At 53.2% G+C, this 21,008-nt stretch carries 20 protein-coding genes; 12 read left to right on the forward strand and 8 right to left on the reverse strand.

Annotation, left to right across the window (positions count from 1 at the left end; translation table 11 throughout):
- Positions 1–4: 4 nt before the first annotated feature.
- From AC559G_RS17700 to nac, 7 genes are all read right to left on the reverse strand, one after another.
- Positions 5–706, reverse strand: a complete 702-nt coding sequence (locus AC559G_RS17700) for an amino acid ABC transporter permease (protein WP_279022821.1) — start codon at positions 704–706, stop codon at positions 5–7.
- 39 nt (positions 707–745) lie between these two features.
- Positions 746–1,498: an SDR family oxidoreductase gene (locus AC559G_RS17705; protein ID WP_279022820.1), complete on the reverse strand. Its 753-nt coding sequence runs from the start codon at positions 1,496–1,498 to the stop codon at positions 746–748.
- A 148-nt stretch (positions 1,499–1,646) separates the two neighbouring features.
- On the reverse strand, positions 1,647–2,411 hold the full coding sequence (locus AC559G_RS17710) for a LamB/YcsF family protein (protein ID WP_498913530.1): 765 nt from the start codon (positions 2,409–2,411) through the stop codon (positions 1,647–1,649).
- Between the two features lie 10 nt (positions 2,412–2,421).
- Positions 2,422–2,835, reverse strand: coding sequence for an acetyl-CoA carboxylase biotin carboxyl carrier protein (locus tag AC559G_RS17715; RefSeq protein ID WP_462616215.1), 414 nt, complete (start codon positions 2,833–2,835; stop codon positions 2,422–2,424).
- Positions 2,836–2,858: 23 nt separating this feature from the next.
- On the reverse strand, positions 2,859–3,827 hold the full coding sequence (locus tag AC559G_RS17720; RefSeq protein ID WP_498913532.1) for a 5-oxoprolinase subunit C family protein: 969 nt from the start codon (positions 3,825–3,827) through the stop codon (positions 2,859–2,861).
- The gene (pxpB, locus tag AC559G_RS17725) at positions 3,824–4,498 is read right to left on the reverse strand and encodes a 5-oxoprolinase subunit PxpB (RefSeq protein ID WP_438598121.1); all 675 of its coding nucleotides are present in this window, start codon (positions 4,496–4,498) and stop codon (positions 3,824–3,826) included. The genes AC559G_RS17720 and pxpB overlap by 4 nt, the downstream gene beginning before the upstream one ends.
- A gap of 131 nt (positions 4,499–4,629) precedes the next feature.
- Positions 4,630–5,550, reverse strand: a complete 921-nt coding sequence (gene nac / locus AC559G_RS17730; protein WP_095848684.1) for a nitrogen assimilation transcriptional regulator NAC — start codon at positions 5,548–5,550, stop codon at positions 4,630–4,632.
- Between the two features lie 292 nt (positions 5,551–5,842).
- Between nac and AC559G_RS17735 the strand changes: the two genes are divergently transcribed.
- The 10 genes from AC559G_RS17735 (at position 5,843) to AC559G_RS17780 (ending at position 15,391) form a co-directional block, all read left to right on the forward strand.
- Positions 5,843–7,051 (forward strand): aspartate transaminase, encoded by a 1,209-nt coding sequence (locus AC559G_RS17735; RefSeq protein WP_498913534.1) that lies wholly within the window; start codon positions 5,843–5,845, stop codon positions 7,049–7,051.
- A gap of 15 nt (positions 7,052–7,066) precedes the next feature.
- Positions 7,067–8,587, forward strand: a complete 1,521-nt coding sequence (locus AC559G_RS17740; protein ID WP_498913536.1) for an MFS transporter — start codon at positions 7,067–7,069, stop codon at positions 8,585–8,587.
- A gap of 220 nt (positions 8,588–8,807) precedes the next feature.
- Positions 8,808–9,236 (forward strand): OsmC family protein, encoded by a 429-nt coding sequence (locus AC559G_RS17745; protein WP_095848686.1) that lies wholly within the window; start codon positions 8,808–8,810, stop codon positions 9,234–9,236.
- Between the two features lie 512 nt (positions 9,237–9,748).
- Positions 9,749–10,504 (forward strand): GntR family transcriptional regulator, encoded by a 756-nt coding sequence (locus AC559G_RS17750; RefSeq protein WP_498913539.1) that lies wholly within the window; start codon positions 9,749–9,751, stop codon positions 10,502–10,504.
- Positions 10,505–10,518: 14 nt separating this feature from the next.
- The gene (locus AC559G_RS17755; RefSeq protein WP_498913541.1) at positions 10,519–10,992 is read left to right on the forward strand and encodes a PTS sugar transporter subunit IIA; all 474 of its coding nucleotides are present in this window, start codon (positions 10,519–10,521) and stop codon (positions 10,990–10,992) included.
- Positions 10,989–11,279 carry a PTS sugar transporter subunit IIB gene (locus AC559G_RS17760; RefSeq protein WP_121552620.1) on the forward strand — a complete coding sequence of 97 codons (291 nt, stop codon included), beginning with the start codon at positions 10,989–10,991 and terminating at the stop codon, positions 11,277–11,279. Before AC559G_RS17755 ends, AC559G_RS17760 begins: the two co-directional genes overlap by 4 nt.
- Before the next feature lie 70 nt (positions 11,280–11,349).
- On the forward strand, positions 11,350–12,708 hold the full coding sequence (locus tag AC559G_RS17765; protein WP_095848690.1) for a PTS galactitol transporter subunit IIC: 1,359 nt from the start codon (positions 11,350–11,352) through the stop codon (positions 12,706–12,708).
- Positions 12,701–14,185, forward strand: a complete 1,485-nt coding sequence (locus AC559G_RS17770) for an FGGY-family carbohydrate kinase (protein ID WP_498913543.1) — start codon at positions 12,701–12,703, stop codon at positions 14,183–14,185. Before AC559G_RS17765 ends, AC559G_RS17770 begins: the two co-directional genes overlap by 8 nt.
- Before the next feature lie 56 nt (positions 14,186–14,241).
- Positions 14,242–15,102, forward strand: coding sequence for a beta/alpha barrel domain-containing protein (locus tag AC559G_RS17775; RefSeq protein WP_498913544.1), 861 nt, complete (start codon positions 14,242–14,244; stop codon positions 15,100–15,102).
- 19 nt (positions 15,103–15,121) lie between these two features.
- The gene (locus AC559G_RS17780) at positions 15,122–15,391 is read left to right on the forward strand and encodes an HPr family phosphocarrier protein (protein ID WP_498913546.1); all 270 of its coding nucleotides are present in this window, start codon (positions 15,122–15,124) and stop codon (positions 15,389–15,391) included.
- A 412-nt stretch (positions 15,392–15,803) separates the two neighbouring features.
- On the opposite strand, the gene AC559G_RS17785 is transcribed toward AC559G_RS17780, so the two are convergent.
- Positions 15,804–16,868 (reverse strand): UvrD-helicase domain-containing protein, encoded by a 1,065-nt coding sequence (locus tag AC559G_RS17785; RefSeq protein ID WP_498913548.1) that lies wholly within the window; start codon positions 16,866–16,868, stop codon positions 15,804–15,806.
- Between the two features lie 363 nt (positions 16,869–17,231).
- Between AC559G_RS17785 and AC559G_RS17790 the strand changes: the two genes are divergently transcribed.
- Positions 17,232–18,521: a glycoside hydrolase family 10-like protein gene (locus AC559G_RS17790; RefSeq protein WP_498913668.1), complete on the forward strand. Its 1,290-nt coding sequence runs from the start codon at positions 17,232–17,234 to the stop codon at positions 18,519–18,521.
- Between the two features lie 188 nt (positions 18,522–18,709).
- Positions 18,710–20,890 (forward strand): catalase/peroxidase, encoded by a 2,181-nt coding sequence (gene katG / locus AC559G_RS17795; RefSeq protein WP_498913550.1) that lies wholly within the window; start codon positions 18,710–18,712, stop codon positions 20,888–20,890.
- Positions 20,891–21,008 lie beyond the last annotated feature (118 nt).

Genomic DNA, 21,008 nt, shown 5'->3' on the forward strand with positions numbered 1-21,008 from the left:
ATATTTACCTCTCCAGAGCGCGTTGATAACGCTGAGCCATAACCGCGCCGATGCCCATCAGCAGCAGGGAACACGCCAGGTAGGCGAGCGAAGAGAGCAGGTAAACTTCAAACGTGCGGAACGTGTAGTTTTCAACCTCTCGCGTTGCATAGGTCAGTTCCGCCACGCCAATCACCATCGCCAGGCTGGTGTTTTTAAACAGCAGCACGGTGTGGTTGATCAGCGCCGGCAGTGCGTTGCGAATGCCTTGCGGCAGGATCACCAGTTGCATGGCGCGGATGTGGCCCATGCCCAGCGCCCGCGCCGCTTCAGTCTGGCCATCGGGAATGGCGCGCAGCCCGCTGCGGATGTCTTCAGAGAAGTAAGCCGCCTGGCAAAGCCCCAGTGCAATCAGCGAAAAGACAAACTCGGTGTTGTAATCGCTCAACCACATCTGCAAAGACTCCGGCAGCAGGGTCGGAATGGCGAAATACCACATCATCAGTTGGACCAGCGTCGGCACATTGCGGTGATAAGACACGTAAACCGCCACAAAGGCCGTCGCCAGCCGTTTATTCGCCAGACGCAGCACTACCAACAGCATGGCCAACGCCATCGCCAGCAGCCAGGAGCCCAATGCCAGCTCCAGCGTCAGCTTGACGCCGGACAACAGCATCTCACCGTACTGCCCTTGCAAGATGGCGTTAAAATCAAACGTGTTTTTCATCACCATTCCCTCTCCATTAACGGTGCCAATACCCTGATATCATAGGGTTGCATCATCAGGGCGCATGGTCGAAAGCCCGCCGGGCACCTGCAGAGTCGGCGTCAGTTCAATATGGCCGATATTAACGGCGATAGGGGCGGCGATGCTGAATGCCACCGCGTCGGCCACGTCGGAAGCCTGCGGCAGCTCAAACCCATCAATAAACCGCTTGCGCGCTTCTTCCGCATCGCCCCAAACGTTGCCGAAAATATCGGTTGCGACGCGGCCAGGGCAGATCTCGGTCACGCGCACACGCTTGCCGTAAACATCGATGCGCAACTGGCGCGAAAGCATATGCACCGCGGCTTTGGTGGCGTGGTAAATGGTATTGCCGTTGAAGTTGTACACGCCGGCAATGGAAGAGATGTTGATCACATGGCCGCGGTCACGTTTAACCATGCCGGGCACCAACAGGCGGGTTAAATGCAGCACCGCGCGCAGGTTGACATCAACCTGGCTATCGATGCCGTCTTCGTCGGAATCAAGCAGCGAGCCGGAACGTGAAACCCCGGCGTTGTTAACCAGAATGTCGATCTCCAACCCTTCGCACAGCTGGGCCACGGCTTGGGTATCGGAGATATCCACGGCGTGCGGGATGCAACCGGTGCGTTCGGCCAGGGCCGCCAGCTGCTCCTGGCGCCGGGCCACGGCGTGCACGGTGATCCCTTCCTTACACAAACGTTCGACAATGGCTTCACCCAGGCCGGCGGAAGCGCCGGTGACCAACGCGGTTTTATAATCTGAAAATGGCATAGTAACTCCCCTGAATGATCGGCCATTTGCGCGTAAAGCAAACGGGAAAAAAAGCTATAAATGGACTGTAACCAGTAATCTGTGGGTGAGATAAGACAGAAAGCCTGTGTGGCAATAAGGCTGCCTTATGGTTCCCCGGGCATCATCGCTAATGCCGTGAAATAGGGACGATCTTCACGCCCATCGCTTCGATATCATGGCGTATTTGCTGCGCCAGCGTCAGCGCGCCCGGCGTGTCGCCATGCAACAGGATGGACGTGACCGGCATCACCAGCGTTTCGCCTTCGATGCTTTCCACCGTGCCATCGGTCAACAGGCGGGTGACCCGCCGGCTGATTTGCTGCGCATCGTGGATCACCGCGCCGGGCAGGCCGCGCCGCACCAGCATGCCGTGGCGATCGTAAGCGCGATCGGCCAGGAAGGTGGTGGCGACTTTAAAACCCAGCTCGTGCGCGCCATATTCAACCGCATTGCCGGCGGTGGTGCTGATGATTAAATCGGCGTTAAACGCCTTGACCGCTTTCAACAACGGCAGGGCGAGCGTGGGATCTTCCGCCGCCATGTTGCCCAACGCACCGTGGAAACTCATGTGGGTCATCGGGTAATTGGCGGCCCGCGCAAAGCCTGCCAGGGCGCCGAGCTGATAGGTCACGTAGTTCGCCAGCGTGGCGACATCGATTTGCATCCTGCGGCGGCCAAAACCCAGCAAATCAGGGAAGCCGACGTGTGCGCCCAAATCGACCTGCCGTTCTTTGGCCATCCGCACGCTGTTGGCCATGATGGTGGCATCACCGGCATGGAAACCGCAGGCCACGTTGGCGGAAGAGATTAATCCCATCAGCGCGGTATCGTCGGCGATGGTGTAATCGCCGAAGCCTTCGCCAAGATCGGCGTTCAGATCAATGACGTTCATCGTGTTCTCCTTAATCGTTCTCGGCCAAAGCAAGCAGTTCACTGCCGTATTCCACCACGCTGCCGTTGGCGGCGCAGTGCTCCAGCAACGTGCCGCCAACCGGGCTGCGCACCGGCAGCATCAGGTGGCCAATGCTGAGCAGCGCCAGCAACGCGCCGGGTTTGACGGTTTCGCCCGGTGTGGATATCGCTTTGCCGTTCAGCGGATGGGTAAACCAAATAATGCCCGGCCGTTGTGCCGTGATAATTTTGTTTTCAGGCTCTGCCTGCGCCACCGGCTGCGGCTCCGCCTGTGCCCGCGGTTGGGGGCGGCAGGGCGCGCAGCGCATACGTACCCGGTAGTGGCTGCCCGCAATTTCAATGTCTTGCACCCCAGACTGGCTTATTTTGTGCGCAATCTGGCGCAGTTCAGCAATCGCCAACATCACTTCATCTCCAAAATTGGGGGTTAATCCTCATAGCGCCGGTAACAGGCGATTTGCTCAATCACCTTGAGCAGATAAGCCTGCTGTTGGCACTCGGCTTCCCGCGCCTGCTGATAGGTCACCTCGGCAAAACGCACTTTGCTACCGACCGGAATTTGCCCCAGCAGCCACATGTCGGCATCAATCACCGTGCCGAACTTGGGGTAACCGCCGCTCGGCTGCGCGTCGCGCATCTGAATAATCGGCTGCCCGTTGTGCGGCACCTGAATAACGCCGGGGATAATGCCGTGCGAGCGCATCTCCATCGGCGCGTTGGCCACCAGGCGTTCCCCCGCCAGGCGGTAACCATAACGGTTGCTTTGCGGCGTGATTTGCCAGGCTTGGCGCCAAAAAGCCTGGCGCGAGGCTTCGGTAAAAGCGTTGTTTTCCGCCGCCGGCAGCACGCGAATCACCCGTTCGGGCGCATCATTCAGGCCAAACGCCAACAACGGGGGAACAATGCCGAAATCTACCGGGCCATCCTGGCGTGGGGCGGCGGCGCTCAGCCGATCGCCGTTTTGCAGGCCACGCCCCTGGTAACCGCCGAACTCGCCGCGCAGTTGGGTACTGCGTGAACCCAGCACCTGCGGCACATCAATGCCGCCGGGCAAATGCAGATACGCGCGGGTAGTTTTATTCGATGCCGACAAGGTTAAACGCTGGCCTTTACGCGCCTGGGCGCACCACCAGAAAGGCAATGGCTCATCGTCCAGCATCACCTTGCCGTCGTGGCCGGTCACGGCAAACCGGCAATCGGCGAGGAAGCGCACCTGGAATGGGAACAACGGGATTTCTATCGCGGCGGCGTTGAGATCATTGCCCAGCAAGGCATTGCCCAATTGCAGCGCCAGTGGATCCATGGCGCCTGCGGTGCCAACGCCGTAGTGCAGGCAACCCGTGCGCCCAAGATCCTGCACGCTGCTGAGCGGGGTGGTTTTGTCAATAACAATCATGCCTGCACCCCCACGGCTTTGAAGGCGATATTGTCGCCCGGTTGCAGGGTGACCGGCGGGCAGGCGTAAGCATCAAAAAAGACGAAATCGGTATGGCCAATGGTATTCCAGCCGCTGGGGCCGGCCGAAGCGGATACGCCGGTTTGCAGCCCACCGATTGAAACGGCGCCGCCGGGGATGCTCATCAGCGGCGTTTGGCGGCGTGGGGTGGCAATGCTGGGATCCATATTGCCAAGATAGCAATAGCCTGGATGGCTGCCGAGGGCATATACCGGATAGAGCGGGGCGCAGTGGCGCGCGACGACCTCATGCACGCTCAGGCCGCTGTGTTCGGCGACATCGTGCAAATGCGGGCCATACTCGCCGCCGTATACTACCGGCAGTTCGATGGTTTTTCCCTGCAGTTGCATACGTTCATCGCGTTGCCACTGCTTAAGCAGTTTGCTGAACATCTCTTCAGGGGCTTCCGGCGCCCGACGCAGCACCAGCATCAAATTGTTCATGCCCGGCACCGTTTCAGCGATCTCCGGCAGTTCCTCGGCAAATTTGGCCAGCGCCCAGATACGTTGCTGGTTTTCCAGGCACAGCGAGCCAGGCGCTTCAAATAACATTGTCCGCGTACCTAATAAACTCAATTGCGGGTTAACCCACTGTTGCGCAAGATCCATCATTACCTCTTATGGCCCCTTAAACGGCAAAAGGGGCTTCTTGTGAGTGGTATTGGCACTGTAGCGTGCCGTTTATCCCAGCCACTAAGAGGGTTTCGTTTTGTGGTAATAAGCGAGACTTATCACACCGTACGTTAGGCCAACGCAAGGGGCCGATTATCCGGCGCACGTTCGGCCATTAACGCCAGCAGGATTTTTTTCACCGCCTGTGCAGGCTGGGAAAGCGGCAGATGGTCGGACGAACAAAAAGATAACGGGGCCTGGATCCCTGGGTTAACGATCTTCGCCATCCACGCGCCGGCGGGCGCGAGCAGGGTGCGCGCGGCCGACTCTGGCAGAATCGTGGCACCATAACCGCTGGCCACGGCCGCCGTCAGCGTGGTGGCCGATTCGATCTCGCACACCACGCGCCCGGTCAGCCCGCGTGCGGCAAAGGCGTCATCCACCATCTTGCGCATAAAATTATAAGACTGCGGTAAAAACAGATCTTTTGCCGCGACCTGTTCAAGATCAACCGTGTTGCCCTGTGGTTTTTTGGCGCTGCTGCTGACCAGGTAGAGGTCTTCTTTCATCAGTGGAACAAACGATAACCCGTGGATCTGGCGGTTGCCGTACAGCACTGCCATATCCATCCGCCCGCTCATGATCAGCTCGCTCAGCGTAATGCCGAAGTTTTCGTTGTAATACAACAGAATGCCAGGGTGTTGTTGCTTAACGGCTTTGAACAGAGGCAGTGCCAATTGGCTGGCGGCGGTGCCGGGCGCCAGCCCGACGGAGACGGTGCCGGAGAGCAACTGGGCGGAACCGTCGATGGCGCTTTGCGCCTGTTCGCACTGGCGCAGAATGGCCTGGGCATGGGTATAAAGGATTTTGCCGGCATCGGTGGGGGTTACGCCGCGTTTGGTGCGGATCAGCAGTTGCTGTTTCACTTCGCTCTCAAGCGTCGCCAACTGCTGGCTTAACGCCGGTTGGGCAATATGCAGAATATCAGCAGCCTGAGTCAAACTGCCGATATCGACAATTTTCACAAAGTACTTTAATCGCCTGAGATTCATGGTCTTTACCCTCATAACAAAAGATATCATGAAGGGTTAAGCAAATCTTAAGCCAGCTTTTTTATTCAACATCAAAATCAGTATAACATCATGTAATTTAAGTATTATTTTAAATGTGATCACAAGGCTGGCAAGGATACAGGCTTCCGTGCTGCACAGTAGCAATGCATTTATGCTATTGCTGGTGCTTATCCATAAGCCAACGCGATTGAACCAGAACGAACTCCTCTTAGCGCCGGTGCGGGCTCTCTATTACCGTATTTTCAATCCACAAAGGCATCAGGAGTTTGTCATGAGTGCAATTCGCATCGCTTCACGCATCACCCGCATCAAGACCTCGCCCAGCAGCACGGCGGCCGATCGTGCCAACGCGCTGCGCCGCGCCGGCAAATCGATCGTTAATTTGGTGACCGGCGAGCCGGACTTTGATACGCCAGAGGTTATTCGCCAAGCCGCCTGTGCGGCGATTGAGCGGGGCGAAACACGCTACACGCAGAATAACGGTACACCGGCGCTGCGCCAGGCGATTGCCGACAAATTCCAACGGGAAAACCGGCTGAGTTTCTCACCCGACAATATTATCGTCACCTGCGGCGCCAAAAGCGCGATTTTCAACGCGCTAACCGCCACGCTGGAGCCGGGTGACAAAGTGTTGATCCCGGCGCCGTACTGGGTTTCTTACCCAGATATGGTGCTGGCCTGTGAAGGGGAACCGGTGATCCTGGCCTGCCAGGAAGAGAACGGCTTTAAACTGACCGCCGAACAACTGCAAGCGGCCATCACGCCAGAGTGCCGTTGGCTGTTACTCAATTCACCCAGCAACCCCAGCGGCGCCAGCTATACCGAGAGCGAACTGCGCGCACTGGCCGATGTGCTATTGGAGCACCCGGGGCTGGCGATCATGACGGATGATATTTACGAGCACATTCGTTTTGACGATAGCCAACCTTGCCATCTGCTGGCGGTTGAGCCTGCGCTGGCAGACCGCACCTTGGTGGTGAACGGCGTATCCAAAACCTATGCCATGACCGGATGGCGCATTGGCTATGCCGCCGGCCCCGAAGGGTTAATTACTGCCATGGGCACGCTGCAATCACAATCAACCAGTAATGCCTGCTCGGTGAGCCAGGCGGCGGCGTTGGCGGCGCTGGGCAGCGGTACCGATTTTATCGATCGCAGCCGCGAAACCTACCGGTTACGGCGCGATCGGATGGTGGAAGCGATCAACAACATTCCGGGCCTGGCATGCAAAAAGCCTGACGGGGCGTTTTACCTGTATGTCAACTGCGCCGGAATCCTTGGGCGCCAAACGCCGCAGGGCAACACGTTGCAGAATGACAATGATGTGGTGCTGTATTTGCTGGAAAGCGAAGGGGTGGCCGTGGTGCCAGGCGCCGCTTATGGCATTTCACCGTTCTTCCGTTTGTCGATCGCCACGGATATCGATACCTTGCTTGAAGGCGCCAACCGTATGGCGCGCGCTGTGGCACAACTGCGCTAAATACGGGGAATGACCATGCCCAAAATAGAAACGCCTGCGCCGTTAGGTTTCCGGCGCGCTTTGCTGGCTATGCTGGGGCTTTCGCTGACGCTGATGCTCTCGGCGCTCGATCAGACCGTGATCGGCAATACCATGCCTTACATCGTGGCCGATCTCGGCGGTTTTGATCTCTATGCCTGGCTGGCTACCGGCTACCTGCTGACATCCATCGTCACCGTGCCGATCTTTGGCCGCCTGGGCGACTATTTTGGGCGCAAATACTTTGTGATTGCGGCAACGCTGGTGTTTACATTGGCCTCGCTGCTGTGCGCCCAGGCCGGCAGCATGCTGATGCTGGTGATTTGGCGGGCGCTGCAGGGCATCGGCGGTGGGATGTTGATCGGCACCGCTTTTGCCTGCATTCCTGAACTGTTCCCCGATATGCGCCGCCGGCTGCGCTGGCAAATTCTGCTTAGCACCGCCTTTAGCATCGTCAATGCGCTGGGGCCGACGGTCGGCGGGATCCTGACTGAACATTACGGCTGGCGCGCCGTGTTCTACCTGAACGTGCCGTGCGGTGTGGTGGCGTTAGCCATCGCCTGGCGTTATTTGCCCTATTTTAAACCCGTGCAACAGCACGATATCCATCTGGACTGGCTGGGCGGGCTGCTGGTGATTACGCTGCTTGGCTGCCTGCAGTTAGGGGTGACGGGATTATCTTCACAGATGAATGTCGTTGGCGTTATCGCGCTGATGCTGGCCGCGCTGGCTTCGCTTTTGGCGCTGCTTGCCCAGCAAAAACGCGCCGTATCCCCTCTGTTACCGCCATCTTTGTTCGTTGCCGGCACGCTGCGGCAACTGTTTATCCTCTCCACGCTGGCAGGCGCGGTGATGTTTATTCTGCTGTATTTCGCGCCGCTGTTATTCCAGGCCGGCTATGGCTACTCGGCACAACAGGCCGCGTTGCTGTTAACCCCGATGGGCGTGAGCATTACCGTTGGCGCAATCATCAACGGGCGGATCGTCACCCGGCTGCGCAACCCGGCGTTGCTGCCGGTATCCGGTTTCCTGTTGCTTGGCGTTGCCTGCCTGGGGCTGGCGCTAAGCGGGGCGCAGGGCAGTTTTCACCAGTTGCTGCTGTTGATGCTGATGGCCGGCGTGGGGCTGGGCTTTATTTTGCTAAACCTGACCATTTTCACCCAAACGCTGGCACCACGCGAACATTTGGGCATTGCCACGGCATTACTGCAATCTTTCCGCCTGGTGGGCGGGCTGCTCGGCACCGCGGCAACCAGCCTGTTGTTGATGACGTTGTACCACTGGTTGTTACAACGTAACGAGTTAAAAGAAGCCTGGCAGCACTGGGCCGATCCCGGCAAGCTGCTTAGCCTGGGCAACAACCCCATCACCGCGGACGTGATCCTGGCGCGCCATACCTTAATCAACGCCATTGATGCCGGCCTGTTGGTTTGCAGCGTTATCACGCTGATTGCCGCAGGAATGACGTTCCGTTTATCCCATATTGCATTAGTGCCGCAGCAGGCAGCACGCGCCTGACTGGCCCGATGCGGCCTTTCATCGGCCCCGGCATAGCGTTGGGGCCGATTATCATCTCAACATTCCCCTCAATATATGAGTTCATAAAAATCAATTAGTTAACCATACCGGCTTGGCTTTTTTGCCGGATGTGAACTAGGGTTTAAGGTGAGGTGACAATGTTGAATGTCACGACGGTGGTGCCTGCCAGGCGCCAATCTGAACGGATAAAGGAGACGGCATGACGATTCATAAGAAAGGCCAGGCACATTGGGAAGGCGATATTAAGCGTGGGAAAGGTACCATCTCGACCGAAAGCGGCGCGCTGAAACAGCAGCCGTACGGTTTTAATACTCGCTTCGAGGGCAAACCGGGCACCAACCCGGAGGAACTGATCGGCGCTGCGCACGCAGGCTGTTTTTCCATGGCGTTATCGCTGATGCTTGGCGAAGAAGGTTACACGCCCGAATCGATTGATACCACGGCCAATGTCTCTCTGGATAAAGTCGACGGTGGTTTTGCCATCACCAAAATTGAGCTTACCAGCACGGTGAAACTGCCGGGGATTGATGAAGCCACCTTCGATAAAATCATCAACAAAGCCAAAGCCGGCTGCCCGGTGTCGCAACTACTCAAAGCAGAAATCACGCTGCAATATACGCTGAACTAACGCGTTACATACGGCCAGCAACAGCGAGGTTGTTGCTGGTTAAGCCAGGAAAGGGGCATAATTGCATTCACTGCAAGTGACAACGTCACTTCATTATGTTAAATCAAGCATCTGTCTTATTGAAATTCACCACTCTGGCCAGCGTAGTGGTATACGTCCGATTTTGCCGCCTGCTTTTCGGCGATTTCATCGGTGCGTTTTGAACAAATCTGCAGGGACTTAGCTGGTTATGTTTTACAGATTTCGCGTAGCGCGATCGGGAAAAGGGCCGCAGTTGGCTCTGTTTCCGGTGCTTGTCTTGCCCATTTCCCTTCTGTTTTTCTTTCCCCCATTTTCAGTCGCCCTCATTTTCTTCACCAAGGATTTCACCTGGTTCGTGATGTGACTCACAGAAAATGGATCCTGAATCGCTCCCCCAAAGTGTGACCCCCTTCGAGCCACTTCCCAACAGATTTATCTATCATAAGCACTACATTGTACATGATTGTCTATAGACAACTTTGGACGTTCAGATGAATGGCTCGAAAATGTTAAGCAAAAGTTCGCAAATCCCACTCTACCAACAGGTGGTTGAGTGGATTAGGGAGAACATTTATAGCGGTGAACTGGTTGAAGACGATCGCATTCCTTCTGAATTTCAGATTATGGATATGCTGGACGTCAGCCGGGGAACGGTAAAAAAAGCGGTTAACCAACTGGTCAGGGAGGGCGTACTGGTTCAGGTTCAGGGGAAAGGCACCTTCGTGAAAAAAGAGAATATTGCCTATCCACTAGGTGAAGGGCTGCTATCTTTTGCAGAATCACTGGAAAGCCAAAAAATACACTTCACAACCAGTGTGATCACCTCACGGGTTGAGCCGGCAAACCGCTATGTGGCGGAAAAGCTAAATATTAAATCCGGCCAAGATATTTTATTTCTCGAACGTCTCCGCTGTATTGGCGACGAGAAAGTGATGTTAATTGAAAACCGTATTAACATTGAACTCTGCCCGGGAATAACAGACGTGGATTTTACACAACACAACTTATTCCCCACGATTGAAAAATTATCAAATAATAAAATTAGATACTCAGAAAGCCGCTATGCAGCACGACTAATTGGGAATGACCGTGGGCATTATCTTGATATTAGCGAAGATGCCCCCGTATTGCACCTTGAACAATTAGTGTTTTTTTCTCATGGTTTACCGGTAGAATTCGGGAACGTTTGGTTAAAAGGGAATAAATATTATCTCGGCACCATATTACAACGCAGAGACGCCAACTAAGTCACGGGGATATTATGCAAGATATTCATTTTCGTCGTCACTATGTACAACATCTTCCTCAGGGATTGTCGGTAGAAGCGCTAATTCACCAGCTTGCCGATCCATTAATTAACGATCGCATGGTTGTAGAGGATTTCGCCAGCCATGTGCTCGCGCGCGAAGCGAAGTTCCCCACGGGGCTTCCAGTTGAGCCGGTAGGGGTAGCGATTCCACATACCGACCATAAATACGTACGCCACAATGCTATCAGCATCGGTGTGCTGCCAAAGCCAGTGATATTTGCCGATATGGGCGGAGCTCCCGAATCGGTAGCTGTTCAGGTAGTATTTCTGTTGGCTCTGGGGGAAAGCAATAAACAGCTCAACGTTCTGGGATTGATCATGGACATCATTCAGGATGGCGAGTTTATGCAACGGCTTCTTGCCATGGATGATGAGGAGATTTATCAATCCATTTTAACTAAAATAGTGGAAAGAGGTGAGTTATGAGTCAAACAATATTATTTGTTTGTGCAACGGGCATTGCGACATCCACAGCAGTAACTGAAAAAGTAATGGAGTATTGCAAAGAGCATGGCCTAAAGGTTGATTATTCACAGACCAATGTTGCTTCGTTGCCCAATAATACAAGTGGTGCCACACTGATAGTTTCGACCACGAAAGTTCCCTATGAACTTGATATCCCGGTGGTTAACGGCCTTCCTATTATTACCGGTGTGGGTGAAGATAAGGTCCTTGAACAGATAGTCGCCATTCTAAAAGCCAATAATAATTAAATTAAATAAATTCAGCCAAGATATCCGGGCGCTCATAGAGTGTCTGGTTATACCTGAACAGAGGTCTGATATGAACAATTTAGCACATACCCTTTATACCATTGTGCAATATATCCTGGGTTTTGGCCCGACCGTATTATTGCCACTGGTACTCTTTATTCTGGCCTTATGTTTTAAAGTCAAACCGGCGAAAGCGCTTCGATCATCATTAACGGTAGGGATTGGCTTTGTCGGTATTTACGCCATATTTGATATTCTCACCAGCAGTGTAGGCCCAGCGGCCCAGGCGATGGTTGAACGGACCGGTATTAACCTGCCGGTCGTCGATCTTGGTTGGCCACCACTATCCGCAATTACCTGGGGTTCACCGATAGCGCCTTTTGTTATCCCGCTCACCATTCTAATTAACGTCGCTATGCTGGCGTTAAATAAAACCCGCACGGTGGATGTCGATATGTGGAACTATTGGCACTTTGCATTGGCAGGGACACTAGTTTACTACAGCACCGGTAGTTTTGTGTTGGGATTGCTGGCGGCGGCAGTAGCGGCCATCGTGGTTTTAAAACTGGCAGACTGGTCTGCGCCGCTGGTCCGTAAATATTTTGGTTTGGAAGGGATCTCCTTGCCCACGTTGTCGTCGGCGGTCTTTTTCCCCATCGGATTACTGTTCGACGCGGTGATCAACAAAATCCCTGGGCTAAACCGAATTAATATTGATCCGGAAAGTGTTCAGAAAAAATTCGGTATTTTCGGTGAGCCAATGATGGTCGGCACCATTCTTGGTGTCATGTTGGGCGTGATTGCTGGCTACGATATTAAACACATTCTGCTGCTTGGTATCAGCATTGGTGGGGTGATGTTCATTCTTCCGCGCATGGTACGTATCCTGATGGAAGGGCTGTTACCTTTATCTGAAGCTATTAAGAAATACCTCAATGCCAAGTACCCGGGCCGTGACGATCTGTATATCGGGCTAGATATTGCTGTAGCGGTAGGGAACCCAGCGATTATCTCTACGGCTCTGCTGCTGACCCCAATCTCGGTCTTTATCGCCTTTATCTTGCCGGGTAATCAAGTGCTGCCGCTGGGCGATCTGGCCAACTTGGCGGTGATGGCATCAATGATCGTATTGGCCTGCCGCGGCAATATCTTCCGCGCCGTGATCACCGCTATTCCCGTCATCGTGGCCGACCTGTGGATTGCTACCAAAATTGCGCCATTTATTACCGAGATGGCGAAAGATGTTAATTTCAAATTTGCTGAAGGTTCTAGCGGGCAAGTATCCAGCTTTCTGGACGGGGGAAATCCGTTCCGTTTTTGGCTGCTGGAAATCTTCAATGGCAATTTCATTGCAATGGGCTTGATTCCGGTTGTCGCGCTGGCGCTTTATGCTGTATTTCGTCTGACAAAAGGAACGGTATATGCCTGACAACACGGCGGCGATCGTTATCGATATTGGTACCACCAACTGTAAAGTCAGCTGTTATTCCTGCCTCGATGCAAGTGTAATGGATGTGCGTAAATTCCCGACGCCAAAACGGGTTTCAGGGCAGGGCGATGTCGATTTTGATATTAACCAACTCTGGCAAACAATAAAGTGCGTTATGGCTGAACTGATCATGCTAACGCCGGTGGCAATCAGCCGCATCAGTATCGCCAGTTTTGGTGAATCCGGGGTGTTTATCGACGAAGACGGTACTATCCTGACGCCGATGCTAGCCTGGTATGATCGGCGTGGTGAGGATTATCTTTCAGCGCTGAACGAAGCGCAAAAGCAGGAGCTGTATTCGATTACCGGTTTGCCGCCGCACAGTAATTATTCCGCGTTCAAAATGCGATGGCTGTTGGAAAACTATCCGCTGCCGAAACACCGCGGGATGCGTTGGTTACATGCGCCAGAGGTGTTGTTGTGGTTGCTGACCGGGCAAAAACGTACCGAAATTACGCTTGCCAGCCGCACATTGTGTTTAGACGTCACTACATGCAAGTGGTCACGACAAGCCGCTGAGTTGCTGAAAATCCCGTTTGATGTATTGGCGCCACTGCTGGAACCCGGCGAGATCGCGGGATGGGTCACTCCTGTGCTTGCTAAAGAACTGGGCATAACGAGTGACGTGAGCGTCACCCTGGCGGGGCATGACCATATGGTTGGGGCGAGGGCATTGCAATTGGTGCCAGGTGAAGCACTGAACTCGACGGGAACCACTGAAGGCATTTTACTGCTAACCCCACAGCCTTTACTGGATGCACAGGCCCAGCGAAATAAGTTGGCGAATGGCCGTTACTCTGACGGTGATTTATGCACACTGTTTGCCTCTCTGCCGATTGGCGGTTACGCCCTTGAGTGGTTGCGCCGTACATTCCGCTTAACAGAGGAAGAAATAGACACAGCGCTAGCGCGAGTCTGGCTTCGCTATCAACAGGCCTCGTGGTCGCCAAACGCCGTGCCCGTGTTTATTCCTCATTTGCGGGGCTCGGGTTCGCCAAATAAAAACCGTGCTACCCGTGGGTTGCTGTATGGCCTGGGGGATACGCTGGGGGCTGATACATTGGTGGAAAGCATTTTTATGGGCCTGACAATGGAATTCGCTAACTGTTATGGCTGTTTTAACGTACCAGCAGGGCGTCCACTGAAGGTCATTGGCCCAGCAGTGAATAATCCGTTCTGGCTACAGTTAAAAGCCGATGTCTTGCAATGCCCAGTAGAAGCAATAGCTTTTGATGAGGCGGTTTCTGTTGGTGCATTATTGGTTGCCTGCCCGGATTTATCGCCGCCCTCAATAACGCTTGCTGGCCGTTACTTTCCTAATCCGCAACGGACAGAAAAAATAAAGGAATATCAAAAGCACTGGCTCGAATTTTATAATTTCAAATTAGAACAGGAGGGTATTTTCGCCATTAGATAATCTCATGTAATAGGTAATTATATTTTATCAACATCATACAGAGATAAGGAGTTAACATGCCTTTAGTTAATGGTAGAGTTTTACTCGACCGGATTCAGGAAAAACACGTGCTTGCAGGTGCATTTAATACCACCAATCTGGAAACCACAATTTCAATTCTGAACGCTATCGAGCGTTCTGGATTACCGAATTTTATTCAGATTGCACCCACCAATGCGCAACTTTCAGGTTACGACTATATTTATGAAATCGTTAAACGCCATGCCGATAAAATGGATGTGCCGGTCAGCCTGCATCTTGACCACGGTAAAACCCTGGATGATGTTAAAATGGCTGTGCGCGCGGGTTTTACCTCGGTGATGATTGATGGTGCAGCCTTATCTTTTGAAGAGAATATTGATTTTACTCGTGCGGCCGTGGATTTCTGCAAGTCTTTCGGCGTACCTGTTGAAGCTGAACTTGGTGCGATTCTCGGCAAAGAAGACGATCACGTCAGCGAAGCAGATTGCAAAACCGAGCCGGATAAGGTGCAGAGGTTTGTTGAGCAAACCGGTTGCGACATGCTGGCCGTATCGGTGGGCAACGTACACGGCCTGGAGGATATTCCGCGTATTGATATTCCGCTGCTTCAGCGTATTGCCGCCGTTACTCCGGTGCCACTGGTGATTCACGGTGGTTCAGGAATTGATGCCGATATTTTGCGTAGCTTTGTGAATTACAACGTGGTGAAAGTGAATATTGCCAGCGATTTACGCAAGGCTTTTATTACTGCGGTTGGTAAGGCGTATGTTCACAATAATAACGAGGCGAATCTGGCGCGGGTAATGGCAAACGCCAAACAGGCCGTTGAAGAGGATGTCTATGCCAAAATCATTATGATGAACAAAGGCCACCCAGCATTGCACCAGGCTGAATAATTGCATGAGGGAAGCAGAAATGATTAAGCAATCCATCCGGGTGGTTAACAGTACGGGATTACATGCCAGGCCCGCAGCAACGCTGGTGAAAATTGTTAAGAAATACCGGTCGTCACTGGTGCTGGTGAATAATGGCAAAGCGATCCCGATTAAAAGTATGATGAGCATCCTTGGTGCCGGCGTGAAAGGCAACACCATGATAGAACTGATTTGTGAAGGAGAAGATGAACAGGCTTTTATGAATGAACTTAAAACTGCTTTTGCTGAAGGGTTTGGTGAATCGTCATAACACAATGGATTTGGATTATGATCTGACGTTTGGTGATGACGTTCCTAAGCGCCGGAAACGGCGCTTAGGGGCAAGACAAGATCCTCAAATTCCAGAACGAAACACGGATGCAATCGCGGTTCGGCTAGAGAAAGAGGTTTGTGCAGAAAAGCAGAACCAGCAATGACAGCGTGCAAAGTGTTAGATTCCGCCTATCTCAACATTGGTGCGCATAATGTATATTATGTTAAATTCATTTTGGAAGATGCTTAGTTCATAAGCATTCTCGCACCACAATCATACAATTATCTCATGCGCACCCTTTTTTCTCGCAGAGATTATGTTTACCGGCTACTGTCTTAGATAACCTAGACTATGACTTTTAAAAGATGTTTTGAGCGCTGCGATGGCCGCGCCCAAAGATGGTTTTCTTTTATTTTGTGACCAAGCCAGCAGCAACTGAATCAGAAATCAATTCATTTTCCACAGAGAGTTTACCAATCGCAAAAATCACCTTGTAGCGAGCTCTTGTTATAGATAGGTAGGTTTCCCTGATCATCTGTTGCTCAATCGCGGATTCGAAAGCTTGGTTATCTTTCAAGCGCATTGCCCCCCTTTCTAAGCCAACGATTATTACTGCATCAAACTCTTGTCCACCAACCTGAGCAGGTCGGCACAGCACCACCACGGGCTGTTCAGCTTTGATTTTTTCACCTCGTTCTCTGAACACTTGGAAAGGTAGTTCAGCCTTGGAAAGTTCGGCTTCTATAATTGCCCAATAACTTTCAAGATGACAAATAACCGCAATTTGCCGGATGTTGTCGCCTCTGAGCTCTCGAACCCTTTTCAGTATGAATCTACCAAAGTTACGCGAATCTGGTGCTTCCTTTTCAATAGAAGGTTTGCCAAAGCGCATACTTTTTACCGGGCAATTAAAGCTTTCAATTGCAGTAAAGTCTGGGAAGTCGCTACTAAAAAGATTGGTACTCCTTTGAATCACAAAAAAAGCTAGTTTCGCTATCTCCAATGTAGAACGTCGAATAGAGTCCAGGCTATGATTTGATATATCTTTAATTCCCAGTGTTGCAAGGCCGGCACTCGACTGCCCATAAAAAGATTGGGCTTCATCTAGTGCTAAAGCGATTGGCACATGCGCTGCGATATCGTTAGATAGCAGCGAAAAAAGCCGCCTTTCGTTTTCATTAAAAAGCTGAGCCTCATCAACAAAAATATAATCAAAACCTTCTGATTTTCTTCTTAAGCGCCAAACCGGAGTTCGAATCGAGCCATAGAGCGACAATGCTAAATCATCTGGGTCTAACGAACCGTAAGTTTCAAATACCTCTCGGTGATACCACTCAAAAATTGCGAATACAAATTCGCGCTCTTCTTTACTTAGAAAACCATGCAGACGACTCAAGTTACGTTCGGATTCGACGTACCGGCGCTTATCCTGCTCTAAACCATGCCCTTTAATAGAGGTGGATACTTCTGCCAATAACAAGAACCGGATAGCCTAAATGGGCCTTCGATGAAAATTTTTCCAGCTAAAAATTCGGAGTTAGCTAAAAATTTTACGATAATATCTTGGAGTTTTTCTATTACACCAATCTTCGGTAATAGCCACTCTGCCATTCCTTGAGTTAATGATAGATATACTCCTCTTATTGAACTAGTTTTCTATTCAACATAAGTCAAATAACAGAAAACAGCTTCCATGATCCCTCCCCCCAACCCCATATGCGGTAACTTATTGACTTTATCCCAGATAATAAGAGAATGTTTTTTCGCGAATGACTAGCAGAAAGCACCGGAGTTTATCATCGCCCGTTCCCCCCGCTTTTCCCGTTTAACGGCCGTTATCACGCCAGGCGCACTGGTCGCCACGGCGCTACTTTTGCTTGCGGGGTGTTCCTCCAAACCGCCAGCATCCCTTGTCACCCCGCCGCCGGCGGCCAAGCCGTCGCAGCCACAGCAGCCGAAAAGCCAACAGCCAGTGCGCGGTATCTGGCTGACCACCGTTTCCCACCTCGACTGGCCGCCGGTGGCATCCGTTAACGCCAGCAGCAGCGCCGTTCGCATCAGCCAGCAGCAGCAAGCGCTGATCAACAAGCTGGATAAACTGAAAAACGTCGGCATCAATACCGTGTTCTTCCAGGTCAAACCCGATGCCACCGCGCTCTGGCCCTCTAAAATTTTGCCGTGGTCAGATATGCTAACCGGCAATATCGGCCAGGATCCAGGTTACGATCCGTTGCAGTTTATGCTGGATGAAGCACACAAACGCGGCATGAAAGTTCATGCCTGGTTTAATCCTTATCGCGTATCGGTCAATACCAAACCGAAAACCGTTGCCGAACTGAACCGCACTTTGGCGCAGAACCCGGCCAGCGTGTTTGTTCTGCATCGCGACTGGGTGCGCACGGCGGGCGAGCGCTTTGTGCTTGATCCCGGCATTCCTGAGGTGCGCGATTGGATCACCAGTATCGTGGCCGAGGTGGTTGCCCATTATCCCATTGATGGCGTGCAGTTTGATGACTATTTCTATGCCGAATCACCGGGTTCGGCCCTCAATGATAGCCAAACCTTCAAGAAATATGGCCAAGGCTTCAGCTCAAAAGCCGACTGGCGGCGGCACAACACACAACAGCTGATTGAACAGGTTTCGCATACCATCAAGCAGTTGAAGCCCAACGTGGAATTCGGCGTCAGCCCTGCTGGAGTATGGCGCAACCGTTCGCACGATCCGGCAGGCTCCGATACGCGCGGCGCAGCCGCCTATGATGAATCTTATGCCGATACCCGGCGCTGGGTGCAACAGGGGCTGTTGGATTACGTTGCCCCGCAGCTGTATTGGCCGTTCTCACGCAGCGCGGCGCGTTATGATGTGCTGGCAAACTGGTGGGCGGATGTGGTGAAAACCACCAATACTCGCCTTTATATCGGCATAGCCCTGTACAAAGTGGGTGAGCCTTCAAAGAATGAGCCGGACTGGGCAATCAATGGCGGTGTGCCGGAGCTGAAAAAACAGCTCGATCTGAACGAATCCATGCCACAAATTAAAGGCACGATTTTATTCAGAGAAAATTATCTCAACCAGCCGCAGACCCAGGAAGCCGTCAGCTACCTTAGAAGCCGCTGGGGCAGCTAACCGTAAATCGTTATTCTACAACGGGAATGCATGCTGAATTCGCAGCGGTGCATTCCTGCAATACCGTCCCTGAACTTCCCGCCAATTAAAAAGGTAACAACTATCGAATCCGTAGGTTGATTCAAGTTTCTCTTATCATAAACAACAGATACTGTAGTGGCATTCATAGGAAGCACACGGAGCCCGCAATGAGCAATCCAACCGAAACGCAAACAGACGCATCTGTTGCAAAATGCCCCTTCCACCAAAGCGCCTCTCAACAGAGCGCTGGCAGCGGCACCACCAACCGCGACTGGTGGCCGAACCAGTTACGCGTAGACCTGCTTAACCAACACTCCAACCGTTCCAATCCTTTAGGCGAAAATTTCAATTATCGTGAAGAATTTAGCAAGCTCGATTACTTCGCACTGAAAGGCGATATCAAAACCCTGCTGACCGATTCACAAGACTGGTGGCCGGCCGACTGGGGCAGCTATATCGGCCTGTTTATCCGTATGGCCTGGCACAGCGCCGGCACCTACCGCACTGTCGACGGCCGCGGTGGTTCTGGCCGTGGCCAGCAACGCTTCGCCCCGCTCAACTCATGGCCAGACAACGCCAGCCTGGATAAAGCCCGCCGCCTGCTGTGGCCAATCAAACAGAAATACGGCCAGAAAATATCCTGGGCGGATCTGTTCATTCTGGCCGGCAACGTTGCGCTGGAAAACTCCGGTTTCCGCACTTTCGGTTTTGCCGCCGGCCGGGAAGACGTATGGGAACCCGATCTGGACGTCGACTGGGGCGGCGAAAAAACCTGGCTGGCGCACCGCCACCCAGAAAGCCTGGCCAACCGCCCGATGGGCGCCACCGAAATGGGGCTGATCTATGTTAACCCGGAAGGCCCTAACGCCAGTGGCGATCCGGCCTCGGCCGCGCCGGCGATTCGCGCAACCTTCGGCAACATGGGCATGAACGATGAAGAAATCGTCGCGCTGATCGCCGGCGGCCACACGCTGGGGAAAACCCACGGCGCGGCCACCGACGAGCACGTTGGCCCTGAACCGGAAGCGGCACCGCTGGAAGCGCAAGGCCTGGGTTGGGCCAACAGCTACGGCAGCGGCGCTGGCGCCGATGCGATCACGTCCGGCCTGGAAGTAGTCTGGTCACAAACGCCCACTCAGTGGAGCAACTATTTCTTCGAAAACCTGTTCAAATATCAGTGGGTGCAAACGCGTAGCCCGGCCGGTGCAATCCAGTACGAGGCGGCCGATGCGCCGGAAATCATCCCCGATCCGTTCAACCCGGGGAAAAAGCGCAAACCGACGATGCTGGTTACCGATCTGACGCTGCGTTTTGATCCTGAATTCGAACGGATTTCACGCCGCTTCCTCAACGATCCACAGTCGTTCAATGAAGCCTTCGCCCGCGCCTGGTTCAAGTTGACCCACCGCGATATGGGGCCGAAAGCACGCTACCTGGGCCCGGAAGTGCCGAAAGAAGATCTGCTGTGGCAGGATCCGCTGCCAACGCCGGTGCACAACCCAACGCCAGCCGATATCGCCGGCCTGAAAACGGCCATCGCCGAATCGGGGCTGTCCGTCAGCGAACTGGTTTCCGTCGCGTGGGCTTCGGCCTCTACCTTCCGCGGCGGCGACAAGCGCGGCGGGGCGAATGGCGCACGGTTGGCGCTGGCGCCGCAGAAACAATGGGAAGTCAACGTTATCGCTACCAGTGCCTTGCCGAAGTTGCAAGCAATCCAGCAGGCATCCGGCAAAGCATCGCTGGCCGACGTTATCGTGCTGGCTGGCGTGGTGGGTATTGAGCAAGCGGCCGCAGCGGCCGGCGTTCAGGTGCATGTGCCCTTCTCGCCTGGCCGGGTTGATGCGCGCCAGGATCAGACCGATGTTGAATCGTTCGCGCTGCTGGAACCGCTCGCCGATGGTTTCCGTAACTACCGGCGCGTTCAGGGCGGCTCATCAACTGAAACGCTGCTGATTGATAAGGCGCAACAGCTGACGCTGACTGCACCGGAACTGACTGTTTTGATCGGTGGCTTGCGTGTCCTCGGTACCAACTTCGACGGCAGCCAACACGGCGTGTTTACTGACCGCGTGGGCGTGCTTAGCAATGATTTCTTTAGCCATCTGCTGGACATGCGCACCGAATGGAAGCCTGTGGATAGCACAGCGGAACTGTTCGAAGGGCGCGATCGTAAAAGCGGCGAGATAAAATACACCGCGACCCGGGCAGACCTGGTCTTTGGCTCCAACGCCGTACTGCGCGCCCTGGCGGAAGTTTACGCCAGCGACGACGGAAAGCAGAAGTTTATCAATGACTTCGTTGCCGCCTGGAGCAAAGTCATGGATCTGGACCGTTTCGATCTTAACTAACCACCACCCCGGTGGGCGCACCATGCGCTCACCGGGGTTCCAGTAAGACGATCAGTACTACTATCGATTTTAATTAAATTGAAGCATTTACCCTTTCACGTAACGAGCAAATATAAAT

It is taken from the genome of Gibbsiella greigii (assembly GCF_039540155.1).
Classification (GTDB): Bacteria; Pseudomonadota; Gammaproteobacteria; order Enterobacterales; family Enterobacteriaceae; genus Gibbsiella; species Gibbsiella quercinecans.